Annotated in this window: 11 protein-coding genes; 7 read left to right on the top strand and 4 right to left on the bottom strand. The window is 43.1% G+C overall.

All coding sequences use genetic code 11. The annotated features are described in order from the left end of the window. Positions 1-2 precede the first annotated feature (2 nt). The 3 genes from AC23N5_RS01615 to AC23N5_RS01605 are packed head-to-tail and all read right to left on the bottom strand — an operon-like array spanning position 3 to position 3638. Positions 3-914, bottom strand: coding sequence for a hypothetical protein (locus AC23N5_RS01615; RefSeq protein WP_487754244.1), 912 nt, complete (start codon positions 912-914; stop codon positions 3-5). 55 nt (positions 915-969) lie between these two features. After that, complete coding sequence (locus AC23N5_RS01610) at positions 970-2187, bottom strand: NADP-dependent isocitrate dehydrogenase (protein ID WP_183972228.1); 1218 nt, start codon at positions 2185-2187, stop codon at positions 970-972. A gap of 56 nt (positions 2188-2243) precedes the next feature. Next, positions 2244-3638: a hypothetical protein gene (locus AC23N5_RS01605; RefSeq protein ID WP_487754243.1), complete on the bottom strand. Its 1395-nt coding sequence runs from the start codon at positions 3636-3638 to the stop codon at positions 2244-2246. A gap of 109 nt (positions 3639-3747) precedes the next feature. On the opposite strand from AC23N5_RS01605, the gene AC23N5_RS01600 reads away from it, so the two are divergent. Together AC23N5_RS01600 and AC23N5_RS01595 are read left to right on the top strand one after the other, a co-directional pair. Beyond that, complete coding sequence (locus AC23N5_RS01600) at positions 3748-3957, top strand: hypothetical protein (RefSeq protein WP_183972226.1); 210 nt, start codon at positions 3748-3750, stop codon at positions 3955-3957. A gap of 41 nt (positions 3958-3998) precedes the next feature. Further along, complete coding sequence (locus tag AC23N5_RS01595; RefSeq protein WP_183972225.1) at positions 3999-4778, top strand: TIGR00266 family protein; 780 nt, start codon at positions 3999-4001, stop codon at positions 4776-4778. A gap of 57 nt (positions 4779-4835) precedes the next feature. On the opposite strand, the gene AC23N5_RS01590 is transcribed toward AC23N5_RS01595, so the two are convergent. Next, positions 4836-7013, bottom strand: coding sequence for a M28 family peptidase (locus tag AC23N5_RS01590; RefSeq protein WP_487754242.1), 2178 nt, complete (start codon positions 7011-7013; stop codon positions 4836-4838). Between the two features lie 166 nt (positions 7014-7179). On the opposite strand from AC23N5_RS01590, the gene AC23N5_RS01585 reads away from it, so the two are divergent. The 5 genes from AC23N5_RS01585 to AC23N5_RS01565 all read left to right on the top strand — a co-directional run bounded on the left by AC23N5_RS01585 (position 7180) and on the right by AC23N5_RS01565 (position 14082). Then, positions 7180-7629, top strand: coding sequence for a hypothetical protein (locus tag AC23N5_RS01585; RefSeq protein WP_183972223.1), 450 nt, complete (start codon positions 7180-7182; stop codon positions 7627-7629). Between the two features lie 227 nt (positions 7630-7856). Beyond that, on the top strand, positions 7857-10718 hold the full coding sequence (locus AC23N5_RS01580; RefSeq protein WP_487754241.1) for an outer membrane beta-barrel protein: 2862 nt from the start codon (positions 7857-7859) through the stop codon (positions 10716-10718). Between the two features lie 40 nt (positions 10719-10758). Continuing rightward, entirely contained in the window at positions 10759-11511 is a 753-nt protein-coding gene (locus AC23N5_RS01575; protein WP_122932428.1) for a GLPGLI family protein, read from the top strand. A 112-nt stretch (positions 11512-11623) separates the two neighbouring features. Continuing rightward, on the top strand, positions 11624-12298 hold the full coding sequence (locus AC23N5_RS01570; protein ID WP_487754240.1) for a type II restriction-modification system restriction endonuclease: 675 nt from the start codon (positions 11624-11626) through the stop codon (positions 12296-12298). Then, positions 12295-14082, top strand: a complete 1788-nt coding sequence (locus AC23N5_RS01565; protein WP_487754239.1) for a hypothetical protein — start codon at positions 12295-12297, stop codon at positions 14080-14082. Before AC23N5_RS01570 ends, AC23N5_RS01565 begins: the two co-directional genes overlap by 4 nt. Positions 14083-14132 lie beyond the last annotated feature (50 nt).

The raw sequence follows: 14132 nt of genomic DNA, 5'->3' as shown, positions 1-14132 counted from the left end.
GATTAAGATTGTTTGGCTTTTGTTCGTCCTTTTTGAAGGAGTTCAATGCGTTTGTTACGGTAGGTTTGGTCGGCAATATTCCGCAAAGTGTTGAGCGAATCCGCCGTGTTTCTCGACGATACCCCGCCATAAATCACCCCGTCAATCGACCGCAAGGCTTCGGCCAATTGTTCGTCGGGCAGGTTATCCATAATCTCCTTGGTGGTGTAAGTCACGTAAGGTTTACGTTCGAGTCGCTGCAAGTAAATTTTCCAAAGTACCACCACTTTTTCGGCATTTTCGATGCCTTTGGGGCCGTTGATGTCGCGGGTAAGGCGGGTAAAGCTTCGTTTAAATTCCCGATTTCTCAAGAACATTTGATACAACTCCCATTGGCGGGTCAGGGCTTCGCCAAAGAGCAAATAAACGCCCGTTCCAATCAAACTAATGAGTAATCCTATGAGTACCAAATACGGGTAGTTGGTTTGGCTTTTTAACGTTACCACCAATGTATCAGCCTGTAAGTGAAGCGAATCGGGGATGTTTCCTTTGATGAGTTCACGCAATTTAATAGCATCGACTTCGGAATAAATGGCCGTACAGTCGCGACCTTCTTTTACCCAAACTGGCACCGAAAGCGATTGGTTTTCGACGAGTTCAAACGAAAGAAGGGTATAGACGGCGCTGTCCAAACTTCCTTTGGCGTTGGTTTCGGTCGGGAAATAGTCGAGCTTGATGACCTCAAAGGGGCGAAAAGCAGTGCTGGTATCGGGAAAAAAAACCTCAACCCGAGGCGAATGTCGAAAACTTAGTGCGTACTTAAAAGGCTTTCCTACCTCAATGCTATCGGTCAAAAAGTGGCCGTTGGGGCGTTGTTGAGGATAAACGGTAGAAAGCGAGCAGAAGAAGAAAAGAAGTAAACCTAAGCGACGCACTGGTAGAAAAAGAAATTCCCCTCTCCCAGTATTGAGAGAGGGGAAGAAGAACAATTTATTTCGCTATTTTAGCCTGTAAGTTGGCATCAATAGCATCCAAAAACTCTTCAGTATAGAGGTAGTGCTCTCCGTGGTTTACTTTGTTACCATAGATACACACTGCCAAATCTTTTGTCATTTTTCCGCTTTCAACCGTCTCGATACACACGGCTTCGAGTGCGTTACAGAAATCAACGAGTGGTTGGTTGCCGTCCAATTTACCGCGGAAAGCCAAACCACGCGTCCATGCAAAGATAGAAGCGATTGGGTTGGTCGAAGTACGGTTTCCTTTTTGGTGCTCGCGGTAGTGGCGAGTTACTGTTCCGTGGGCAGCTTCAGCTTCCATCACTTGACCGTCTGGCGTCAAAAGAACTGAAGTCATCAAGCCCAATGAACCAAAGCCTTGTGCTACAGTATCCGATTGAACGTCTCCGTCGTAGTTTTTACATGCCCACACGAAGTTACCGTTCCATTTCAAAGCCGACGCCACCATGTCATCAATCAGACGGTGCTCGTAGTGAACGCCTTTGTCTTTGAATTCGGTTTCGTAGATTTCTTGGAAAATATCTTTGAAGCGGCCGTCGTATTTCTTCAAAATGGTGTTTTTTGTCGAAAGATACACAGGCCATCCTTTTTGCAAACCTACTTGGAGACAAGCACGGGCAAATCCACGGATTGATTCGTCGGTGTTGTACATTGCCATGGCTACACCATCGCTTTTGAAGTTGTAAACTTCGTGTTCGATAACCGTTCCGTCTTCACCTTCAAACTTGATAGTCAACTTTCCTTTACCTTTCGTAACGAAGTCAGTAGCGCGGTATTGGTCACCAAACGCGTGACGTCCAACGATGATTGGCGCATCCCAGTTAGTTACTAAACGAGGTACGTTTTGGCAAACGATTGGCTCACGGAATACAGTACCATCCAAGATGTTACGGATAGTTCCGTTAGGTGATTTCCACATTTGCTTCAAACCAAACTCTTCTACACGTTGCTCGTCAGGAGTGATAGTAGCACATTTGATACCCACACCGTATTGACGAATGGCATTTGCGGCGTCAACCGTTACTTGGTCATTTGTTTCGTCACGGTATTCGATGCCAAGGTCGTAGTATTTAATATCAACGTCTAAGTATGGCAGGATAAGTTTATCTTTGATAAAACGCCAGATGATTCGGGTCATTTCATCGCCGTCAAGTTCGACGACAGGGTTAGCCACTTTTATTTTTTCCATGTGCGCAACTTAAAATTGGGGGATGATGAGTTAAACAAAGATGCAAATATAACCAACTATGTTGAGTAACCCTTACGCATTTGCCACCAATTTATGGTGATTATCAATAATGCAGGCGCGGCGTTGAACAAAACAAACTGTGACAGTACCGTCAGACTGAGCAGCAAGGTGGCCGCAAAAAGCGTAGAAAGGTAGAAATAAGCCGCCGCAAGGGGAGGGTTAGTGAAACGGTACTTTTGAAAAAGGCGGTCGAGCCAGCGATAAATAATGCCAATTAGAAAATGCCCGATGGCGACAAGTAGCATCCCACCGTTGAGGTACAGCTCGCCTGCAACGGGAATGACCTTGTCTTGTGCTTGAAGGTTGTTTATGACGGAATTGTACAAAAAAGGGCCACTTTCTTCGCGAAATGCTTTGCCCACTATGGGAACGGGTTCGAGCAGTGAAGCAACAAGCGTAAAAGGCGGATTCACGACCGATAGCAAAGGCGATAACTGGTAAGGACTGCCAAGGTAAAGCTGTGAAGCGTATTCGAGGTAGTTGTTTTCGGCGTCGGTGTAATGGTCAAATAACAGCACGACTTGTTCGGTGTCGAGCGACGGTTGCACCCGTAAATGCCCGTAAAACAGCACCAAAAAGATAAGACCAATGCCCAAAGCCTTAAATAACCATTTGCGTTTGGGTTGAAAATAAACGAGAATAACGCTCAGAAAGGCGAGAACAGGAAAGGCCATATTGGCCCGATTACTACTAAAGGTGAGGGTAAAAGCCAGCAATAGAAAAACGAGGTGCTCAAACCATTTTAAACGCCGTGACTGGCGAATGGTGTAGCTGTACCAAAGCAATACAATTCCCCAAAAACCAAATCGCTGACCAATATTAGCCAGTACGCCAATAAAATTTCCTTTGAGGTTTTCGATGGCCTCATGGGTGGTGTAGGTAAACAATGCCCCCGTCCAGTAGCTAGAAAACGAACCATAAAACAAGAGGATAGAAATAAGACCGATAGCGAGGTAAAAACAACCATAACGCGCTGGGTACGAAAACGGACGCCATAAGACTTGGGAAGGCAAAAGTGGACTGTAGTGCCAACCTAAGGCAAAAAATAGGAAAGAGGCCAGGATAATGCAGCATTCGAGGGCGATGGATGAAACAGTTTCGCTAAAAGAAATGTGGTTGCCGACCCACAGAATTTCGGTGGGAATGATGACTAACTTGCACAACCAAATAAAAAGAACGCCATTTTTTGGGGTCATCAATGGGGCATCATCATCGAGGCTGGGAAATGTCACAAGCGTACATTTCCAACCCAAAATTAACAGAAAGAGAAGAGCAGAGGTGCAAGGATGAAAGATAGGGTTGTGTAAACACGCAATACCTATCAAAACTACCACAAACAGTGCCCACCAGCCTGCTGCGAGTAACGGACGACGCACAAATAGCATAAGCAAACCATTGAGCCTGCGTTTTTGACCATAAATCGGAAAAAAGTCACCGTTTAGTCAAAGCCTATTGCGAATAGGGGAATCGGTTTCTAACTTCGTGAAAAATTCAACCACAATGAGCAAGAAAAAAGCAACCCCGCCCGAAGGGACCGAGAAACCTCGGGTTCATAAAGACCTCGATGGCTTCGACATTCGTATCAATTCATTTGGGGAAATTACGTCAACAATTGACATTGATAAAATCAATCAGTTTTTGAATAAACACGTGGACGATAAAAAATTACGTCACCGCGACGACCTCAATGAAGGCGCGGACACCGAGTAATGTACGTAGAAATTCCAAATAACCTTAACAAACAGTAAACCATGTATTCTCACGAAATTGACTACAAAATCATTGGCGAAGACATCCAAATCGTCGAAATTGAGTTAGACCCGAACGAAACGGTGATTGCAGAAGCAGGCTCGATGCTTTTTATGGAAGACGGCATTCAGTTTGAAACCAAGATGGGCGACGGCACAAATCCCAACCAAAGCATCATGGGCAAAATCTTCCAAGCAGGTTCTCGCTTACTTACTGGAGAGTCGTTGTTTATGACGCACTTCACCAACCGTGGTTATGGCAAGCGGAAAGTAGCTTTTGCGGCACCCTATCCTGGCACTGTCATGCCTATCGACTTGAGAAATACCTACGGCAATACGTTGATTGTTCAAAAAGATGGCTTCTTGTGTGCTGCCATGGGTACAAAGTTGAGCATTCACTTCAACCAGCGTTTGGGAAGTGGTTTGTTTGGGGGGGAAGGTTTCATTCTTCAAAAATTACAGGGCGACGGCTTGGCGTTTGTACACGCAGGTGGGGTTGTGATTGAGCGCCAACTCAACAATGAGACCCTTCGTGTGGATACGGGCTGCGTTGTGGCATTTGAACCTTCTGTGAATTTCAGCGTTCAGCGCTCGGGTAGTCTCAAATCAATGGTATTTGGGGGAGAAGGTATTTTCTTGGCAACCCTTCAAGGAACAGGAAAATGCTGGATTCAGTCAATGCCAATCTCAAAATTAGTCGATCGCCTTTCTATCTATGGCCCACAAGCCCGCAAAGAAAGTGGCTCGGTTTTGGGAGGATTGGGGAATTTGTTTGAGGATTAATAATGTGTGTGGAGGTTGTGAGCAACCTCCACATTCATGTTCTTTTGTATTCTAGTCCTAATTCTTCCCTCCGCCCAAGGAGCCACTTGCACCGCCTAATTGTTGGTTGATGGCCACAATTTTGGTGTTGAGCGTATCAATCGCTTTCGCGTGGCGGGCTTCCAAATCAGGCAAATTGGCCGTTGACTTCAACGATGCTTCGTACTGGAAAGCGGGCAACATCCAAGACGCATACCCACTGTAAGGATCAGACGAGGCATACAACGAACGGTACCACGAGCCATACGCCATGCCTTTAGGATCAATAAAGGCTTTTTCCAAATCCCGTAATTCTTTGTTGATAGCCGTCACTTTGGCTTTGTCGATTTGGTCGGCGGCCAAAAGCGTTTTGATGCGGCTTTCGTAGTTTTGAGCGTTTTGCTTGAGCGTTTCTACTTGCGCCAACAACTTATCCAGTGAATAAGTAGGAGCGTAAGCTTTGATGGCTTTCTCGGCGGTTTTGAGGTGCGTCGCCAAGTCGGTAGCATAACGCGAAACGTCGTAAGGCAAAATGTCGGCATTAGCCAAACGCAACGACATCGTTCCTACTACTTGTTCTACCATTGGCCCCATTTTGTAGGTAGAGTCCACAAATTTATTGTAGAAAAATAAGTCATCGTACTGAGAATGGTACAAAGTTGGCCCGCCTACGCCCGCGCTCAACGACGGGATACCTGCGTGCATATAAAACGCAATGTGGTCAGAACCACCGCCTAGGTTGCCAATGCTGGGTTCGCTATCGGCCAATACGGGAGCCGAACCACCTACATTGGTCGTGCTACCACGGCGCCCGCCTTTTTGAGCCATCCAATGTTCGTAAACAGTTTTGTTAGAGTCGGGGTATTCTACGGCCTGAGAAGCCTCAATAAGTAGTTTTTTGAGCGAAGGGGAAGCACTTCCTCCGAAAATTTTTCCCGATACCGCTGCGTCGTAGTTCATGTAGGCAACTGCTTTGGCACTCAGTTCGTCGCGCATTTGCTCTACCCATTCTGCCGAGCCAATGACGCCGTGTTCTTCAGCATCCCAGTGACAAATCTTAATGGTACGTTTGGGCTTTTGGGGCATTTTACCCAACGACTCGGCCAGGGTCAAAAGCATGGCAGTACCGCTGTTGGGGTCGGTGGAGCCAAAAGACCAAGCATCGTAGTGACAACCCGCAATGATCCACTCGTCGGGAAATTCGCTACCTGTAAGAGTCCCAACTACTTCATAAATTCGGACAAACTCTTTGTCTTGTTTTACCTTGAGCCGCACTTTGAGTTCTGGGCCACCCTCTAAGCGATACGCCAGCGGCAAACCACCCTGCCAGCCCGCAGGGACACCTTTGCCCGTCATTCTTTTGAGAATTTCAACGGCCGAGCCCCAAGGCAATGGCGTCACGGGGATTTTATGGAAAGCCGCGTCTTTGGGGTCAAGGCGCTTTACTTTCTTAGGGCCATCGAGTGGGAGGGCGGGTTCAAAAGGAGTAAGTGGGTCGCCTGTGTAATCGACGGTCAACAACGACCCCCGTTGGATGGTGTTATCGTTCGACTGTGAACCTTCGGGAAACGTAATGCCTTTGGTATAGCCATTATCAGCAGGATCGGTATAAATAATGACGCCCGCTGCACCCGCTGCTTCGGCGTGCTTGGCTTTGTAGCCACGGAAGTTGCCACCGTAACGCGCCAGTACAATTTTTCCTTTGACCGAAACGCCCATGGTTTTCAACTGTTCAAAATCTTCTTTGCGGCCATAGTTGGCATACACAACTTCGGTTGTTACGTCGCCAGAGCCCGAATACGAGTTCCAGCCAGGCGTAAGGCGAGGGTCGCTCGAATACTTGTCTTCTTTTACAATATACTCGCGATTGTTGAGTGGAAGGCGGACAGGCTCTACCACTTCTACCAGACTTTCACCTGGGCTTTTTGATAAATAAATATCGTGCGGAAAAATTTCCACTTGCAAGCCAGCCTTGCGCATGATGTCGGCGATGTAGTCGCGGACTTTTTCATTTTCAGGAGTCCCTGCCAAGTGTGGTACACTGGTCAGTTTTTGTAAGTGAGTTTTAAAACGTTCGGCCGACTGCTTGGTGCGGTACTCTTGTTCGATTTTTTCTTGTTTCGACTGATTAGATGCCGAAAAACCCGAAATGTTTTTTTGTGCAAAGGAGAGGGTGGAGGCACAGAGTAGCCCGCCAATGAGGAAAGTTTTTTGCATGGAAATGTTTGGTTGATGATGGTAAAAAAAGCCCGTAGCAAGTTACTAAAATCTTTTAAAAATGCTGTTAACAATCATTAACCAAGGCATTATAAACCTTTGCCCTTTTTAGCGTTCTAAGAGTAAAATAACGAAAAATAACCGTTCACATAAACCAATAAAAGCCATGAAAAAGTTAGTGTTTGCCGCAGCCATGATTTTAGTTTCTATCGGTGCCAATGCACAATGGGGAAACAACAACAACCGCGACCGCCGTTATGACGACCGCTATGACAACCGCCGCGATGACCGTGGATATGACAATCGGGGAGGAAGGGGAAATTTGGGCGACCGTATTGATGATTTTCAACGCGAAGCCCGCCAACGAATTGCGGATGGTATAGCGAAAGGGCTAATTACTTCACGCGAAGCGAAAGGATTATTAAGAGACGTAGAACGTATCGAACGTAAAGAACAAATTTTCTGGCGCGACCGCGTGCTTGACCCACGCGAACGCCGAGAATTAGTGGATGACTTATACGCACTTAATCGTGAGATTACCCACGAAAAGCGAGACAATGAACGCTCAACCTACGACGACTACGGTCGAAACGGGCAGCGTAACAGAGGATGGTGATTACATAACAGCGGGTCGAAATTTCGACCCGCTGTTTTTTTTTGCGCTAAGCGTAACCTTTTCACTAAGGTCGAGTACACGTTAGCTGAGGCTCCTCCATTAGATTTAACAAACTTTAATATAAAATTTTCTTTGTATTGTTAGGTAATAAACTAATCGGATAGTACGTTTGTAGTGTAATAGCCATTTTCTAACCATTTTTAAACACATTTATAACCTAAACAGCCATGAAGAAACTTCTCCTCGGGGCACTTATGTGCCTTAGTGCGTTGTTTGCGTGCGCCCAAACTCCCACACGTTTCCAAATCCAAGGTATCACTGCTGATACGTCCTCAGGACCGCTAGGTTCGGCAACAGTCATGTTGTTGCAGCGAAAAGACTCGTCTTTGGTCAATTTTACACGCTCCAATGATAAAGGTGCGTTTGTGCTTCGTAACGTCAAAAAAGGTGATTATTTGCTCAAAATTTCATTTGTAGGGTATATCCCATTTCAAAAAGACATTGTGTTTGGTGACAAAGAGCTCATTGACCTTGGTACTTTAGAAATGAAAGCCATCACCAAAGAATTGTTTGAAGTCGTAGTCAAAACCGCCCGCGCGCCACTCAGTATCAAAGGAGATACGATTGAGTACAACGCCGCTTCGTTTAAAGTCCCGCCTGGGTCAACGGTAGAAGATTTACTTCGAAAATTACCAGGGGTTCAGATTGACCAAGACGGAAACATCGTAGCCCAAGGCCAGCAAGTACGGAAAGTGACCGTCGATGGCAAGCGTTTCTTCGGAGATGATCCTAAAATGGCTACTAAGAACCTTCCTGCGGAAGCGATTACAAAGGTTCAGATTTTTAACGATAAGTCGGAACAAGCAAAGGTGACAGGTGTAGATGACGGTAAAAAAGAAAAAACGGTTAACCTTGAATTAAAAGATGGATTCAAAAAAGGTGGCTTTGGAAAGGTCACCGCTGGCTTAGGTGCCGACGGCAACAATTCGAGAGGAGCGCGCGGGGAAATCAAAGGAAACTACAATAAGTTTGATGATAAAAACCAGTTTTCGCTTATTGGCCTCACCAACAATACGAACCAAACGGGGATGTCGTGGGACGACTACCAAGATTTTAGAGGAAGTGGTTCGTTTAATAGCTGGAACGATAACGGCGACTTTGGCTTTGGTGGAGGCGGTGGACGCTTCTTCGTGATTGGTGGAGATGACGACGGCGGACTCAACATTCCCGTTGGTGGAGGAAGAGGACAAGGTTATTCCAACAACGTTGCCGCGGGTATTAACTACAATTACAACGGCAAAAAAACCAAAGTAAATTCGAGTTATTACTACAACTCAACCCGTCAAGTATTGGATGCGCTTCGTAGCCGTGAAAATTTCTTGACCAACGGTTCGTTCAAATCACAAGAAGAAAGCAGTCAAATTAACTTCATCGGAAACCACCGTTTGTCTTTCCGTTATGAACAAATGATTGACTCGACCAACACCATTATTTTTACCAACAACAGCCGCCTCAATGGTGGAAATACCAGCCTCAATAGCCTTCAGCAGTATTTCCAAGCAGGTAACTTTAAGTCGAACGAAACGACCATTAAAAACGCTACGGACGTTGACAAAATGGAAACCGCTAATACACTTATTTATCGGTGGAAGGCTAAAAATAAAAAAGGACGGAACTTCGCAGCCAGCGGTTCGTACGGATATGTTCAAAACGACGGAATTGCGGATCAAAATTCATTGAACTTGTTTTATTCGGCCAACTCAGCCAATGATGTAATTCGGAGAGCGCTTGATTTGACCAACAATACCAATAGCCAAGTAAATGAGCTAAAATCAAGCTTGTTGTTTGTGGAGCCTGTATCGAAGCGGGTATTTTGGGAGAGCTTCATAAACTTGAGCCGCCGTGGCAACTTTGTTGATCGCGATGCCTTTGATTTGGCCCAAGAAAGTGGCAGAAGAATCCCCGTTGATACCTTGAGTAGCTATTTCAAAAATGACATTACTTACGCGCGGATTGGTTCGGCAGTACGCTATTCGTACAAAGGATTTAACATTTCGGGTGGAATGGCTGTGCAGCGATTCGGATTGGATGGTAAATTTGCGTTGGGTCAAAATCCAACCTCTTTTATCAACGTTAATCGCACATTTGTGGCGTGGATACCTAACGTCTCGGTGAATTATGACCTCAAAAACAACCGTTACCTTTGGTCAGGCTACGATGTAAGTGTGAATCAGCCAAATGTTCGTGACTTACAGCCAGTTATCGACAATAGCAATCCGTTGTACATCCGTCAAGGAAACCCCGATTTGCTTCCTTCAGTTAACCACAGCGTTAATTTTGGGTACAATATGTTTAACCCAGCAAGCTTTACCAACTTGGGCCTAAACTTGTTTTATTCGTACAATGTCAATCAAATTATTTACAATCAGCAAGTTGACCCAAGAACGTTGGTGACAGTGACTACACCTACCAACATTTCGGGTGGACAAAGCATTGGGGCGTGGATGAACTTTGGCTTCCCGTTGAAGAAAACGAAAAGTAACTTGAGCGTAAATGCGAATCCTAATTTTAGCCGTAACCTGACTTATATCAATGGGGTTCTTAACGAAACCAACAACGACAGCTACCGTTTTGGAATGCGTTTGGACTTAACGCCTAGCGACAACTTTACGTTTTTTGCCAATGCCAACTGGGGCGTTACCAACTCTCGTTTCTCGGTAAATACGGCGCAAAATATGAAAATCATCAACCATACCTATGGTGGTACGATGAACATCAAGTTGCCAAAAGATTTCTTTATTAACTCAAACCTTGATTATCGTATTTATGTCAACAACCGTTTCAACCTTGACCAACGTTTGCCGATTATGAATGCGTCGATTTACAAGGTTTTGGGCAAAGCGAAAAAGGCCGAACTTCGCTTGTCGGTGTATGATGTGTTTAACAAAAACTTGGGTATCAGTCAGTTTGCCAACCAAAACTTTGTATCACAAGAAAAAGTACAGACCTTGGCCCGCTACGGAATGCTTACCTTTACTTACAACATGCGCGGTATGAACACGACTCTCAAACGCCGTGGAGGTTTCTAGTCAATCGTTAATCCAACCAACCAAGATAATCGCTATAAACATGAAAAATAGATTGAACTTTTTGATAGTGGGTCTGTTGTGGATAGCCAACAGTGTGTATGCCCAATCGACCGAAGGGATGGTCACGTACGAACACAAAAGCTACTGGACAAAAATCAATGCTCGGTTGACCTTTTTGAGCAAAGAAGAAAAAGACCGTATGAAATTGACGTGGGGAAATGAGGATGGGTACGGCGTAAAAATGAAATTGTATTTTGACGAAAAGCAAAGTCTTTATACGTATTTCAGTGACCAAGGCCAAAGCGAAGATGGCCAATGGTCGTGGCGGCAAGACGATTACCTGATTCACCGTAATTTTGACGCCAACAAGCTTATTGAGCACCACGAAATGTTGGGAAAAACGTACCTGATGGAAGATTCCTTGGTAACTTACAATTGGCGGGTACAAAACCAAATCAAAGACGTGGCGGGTTACATTTGTATGAAAGCGGAGACATTTGACCCTGTTAAAAATCAAAAAATTACGGCATGGTTTGCGCAGGACATTCCTGTGGCGGCGGGCCCTGAGCGTTATTTTGGCTTACCAGGCTTGATCTTGGAACTAGATATCAACGACGGCGACGTAGTGGTATCGGCCCAGAAAGTGGAGCTTAAAAACGTGCAGAAAGAACTTGCTTTACCCAAAATGAAAGGAAAGAAAATCAAAGTAGCCGATTACAATCAAATGATTCAAAAGCACATTGCGGAAAGCATGAAAGCGCAGCGAAACCCTTTCTGGTCGATGCGTTATTGAGTGAGGACGGGGTGTTTAGAACCCAACTGGTTTAATGTGCAAGCCAATACAAACAAAAAAAACGGGGTATGAACTACTCCGTTTTTTTGTTTTTTAATAGTAGCTTTACAAAATGGAACAGCTAACAATTGAGCGACTAATAGAAGAAGCAAAACTTTTTTGCATTGAGCAATCAAAAATTCCACATGGTGAACTTTACGGTGTGACAGATGGTAAAGCCGTTGGAACACTAATTGAGCATAAATTTCAGATTTATCTAAAAGAGAAATACAAGGTTTTACTGGGTTCTTCCGCCAAAGGTATAGATTTGCCATCTGATGATATTCTGACGGATATAAAAGTGACGTCAATAAAACAACCCCAATCCTCTTGTCCATTTAAGGATGCAAAACAGAAGATATTTGGGCTTGGATATAATCTTCTAATTTTCGTTTATGACAAAGCTGACAACCCTAAAACTCAAACGGCAACTTTGGATTTTGTTAGTTGTTCCTTTGTGCATAAAGAATACACTGCAGACTATACAACAACTTATCGTTTGCGAGAAATGATAAAAGATGGCGCAAATGAAGCAGATATAATTGCATATCTGCAAGATAAAAATATCCCTGCCGATGAAATAACACTTTTAAAAATTGCAGAACAAGTTTTAAAAACACCACCAATGCAAGGTTATCTAACTATTTCTAATGCGCTACAGTGGAGATTACAATACCAAAGAATTGTTGCATTAGAAAATGACATAGAAGGTGTTAATAGAATTATTAGTTATAACAAGCCACAATGATGAACGTATTTGAAGCAAACATTTCTCTTCAAGTTTCAGATTTTTTGAACAGCCATCTGAAAAGTATTGAGTCTGCCGAAAAAGCGAACCAAACAATATACGAGATTTTTGGTATTACGCATTTTTTTGAAAGTGATGAAGATTTACACGTACTTAAAGATATTATTTCAATACCTCAAAACACCTTTAAAGAGCCTGATAGAGCAGAATATGGGGATTTCCAGACCAATATTGAGTTAGCAGATAAAGTTGCATCTTATTTGATAACGACTAATTGTGTCCCTGAAATTGTTATTGAACCTACTTGTGGAAAAGGTAGTTTTATTGTTGCCTCTTTGAAACATTTCAAAGGAGTTCGGAAAATATTCGGTATCGAAATTTACAAACCATACATTTGGGAAACAAAGTTTGCTATTATTGAATACTATCTCAATAAGCCAGTTGATACTAAATTGGAGCATAATTTACCTATTATTTCTATTATTCACAGTAGTGTTTTTGACTTTGATTTTAGAACTATTGTTAAGGAAAATAAGACAAATGAAATACTAATTGTCGGAAATCCACCTTGGGTTACAAACTCAAAATTAGGTGCACTAAATTCATCAAATCTCCCTAAAAAGAGTAATTTTAAAAACCATAATGGTTTAGATGCAATAACAGGAAAAGGCAATTTTGATATTGCTGAGTATATTACAATGATGCTGATTGAAACCTTTCAATTTCAAAAAGGAAACATAGCTTTGTTGGTTAAAAATACAGTAATTAAAAATATTATTTTTGATCAGAACGTGAAAAAATATGCTGTTTCAAGTTTTGAAAAGCATTGCATTGATAGTAAAAAAGAATTCAATGTTTCTGTAGAAGCAGCCTTATTTTTCTGTCGTTTAAACTCAAAACCAACTTATACCTGTACAGAGTTTGATTTTTACAATAACTTAAATCCGAAACTAACATTTGGGTGGTTAGCTGACAAATTTGTATCTAACCTTGACACATATTCAAATGCTGAACAGATTGATGGAAAATGCCCTTTTGAGTGGCGTCAAGGAATTAAACATGATTGTTCTTCAATTATGGAATTTGACAAGTTAAATGGACATTTTGTAAACGCTCTCAAAGAAGAATTTCAATTGGAAGATGCCTTGGTTTATGGTATTTTGAAGAGTTCGGATTTGAAAAATACCGTTACCAGTGTACCAAGAAAATACACGATTGTTACTCAAAAGAGAGTAGGACAAGAAACAAATTATATCCAGTACGATTATCCAGAAACATACAAATATTTAATAGAACGTAAAGATATTTTTAATTTACGAAAGTCTAGTATTTACAATAATAAGCCAATATTCTCGATTTTTGGGGTGGGGGATTATTCGTTTAAGCCTTACAAAGTGGCTATTTCAGGTCTTTATAAAACGTGTCGTTTTACTCTTATTTTACCTGAAGACGGAAAACCGATAATGCTTGATGATACTTGTTATATGTTAGGCTTTGAAAAGCTGGAGTTTGCTGTTTATTCATTGGTACTTTTGAATGCAGAAACAACGACTCAGCTTTTGCAGTCAATCACTTTTTCAGACGCAAAACGAACGTTTACCAAAGACGTTTTAATGCGCATCGACCTTCTGAAATTGGCTAAAATAATCAGCAAAAGCGAAGTACAAGAAGCGCTCAATGAATTGAATGAGCAGTATTCTTTTGATTTGACGCTAAGTTTGTGGGACGACTTCATCCAAGAAATGACACCGATAAAAAGTGGACAGTTTGAGCTTTTTGCATAACATTTGTTTCACAACCCCTCAAACAAAAAGGGAACCGCATCGTGCGGTTC

The sequence above is a fragment of the Runella sp. R5_40 genome (assembly GCF_057652295.1).
The sequence above is the reverse complement of the archived record's forward strand: the minus strand, read 5'-3'. Positions and strand labels throughout refer to the sequence as shown.

Excerpts from the sequence above, each read along its gene's own strand:
- AC23N5_RS01585 (WP_183972223.1), top strand. The coding sequence starts at position 7,180 with ATGAAAAAGTTAGTGTTTGCCGCAGCCATGATTTTAGTTTCTATCGGT.
- AC23N5_RS01565 (WP_487754239.1), top strand. The coding sequence starts at position 12,295 with ATGATGAACGTATTTGAAGCAAACATTTCTCTTCAAGTTTCAGATTTT.
- AC23N5_RS01590 (WP_487754242.1), bottom strand. The coding sequence starts at position 7,013 with ATGCAAAAAACTTTCCTCATTGGCGGGCTACTCTGTGCCTCCACCCTC.
- AC23N5_RS01595 (WP_183972225.1), top strand. The coding sequence starts at position 3,999 with ATGTATTCTCACGAAATTGACTACAAAATCATTGGCGAAGACATCCAA.
- AC23N5_RS01610 (WP_183972228.1), bottom strand. The coding sequence starts at position 2,187 with ATGGAAAAAATAAAAGTGGCTAACCCTGTCGTCGAACTTGACGGCGAT.
- AC23N5_RS01570 (WP_487754240.1), top strand. The coding sequence starts at position 11,624 with ATGGAACAGCTAACAATTGAGCGACTAATAGAAGAAGCAAAACTTTTT.
- AC23N5_RS01580 (WP_487754241.1), top strand. The coding sequence starts at position 7,857 with ATGAAGAAACTTCTCCTCGGGGCACTTATGTGCCTTAGTGCGTTGTTT.
- AC23N5_RS01575 (WP_122932428.1), top strand. The coding sequence starts at position 10,759 with ATGAAAAATAGATTGAACTTTTTGATAGTGGGTCTGTTGTGGATAGCC.
- AC23N5_RS01600 (WP_183972226.1), top strand. The coding sequence starts at position 3,748 with ATGAGCAAGAAAAAAGCAACCCCGCCCGAAGGGACCGAGAAACCTCGG.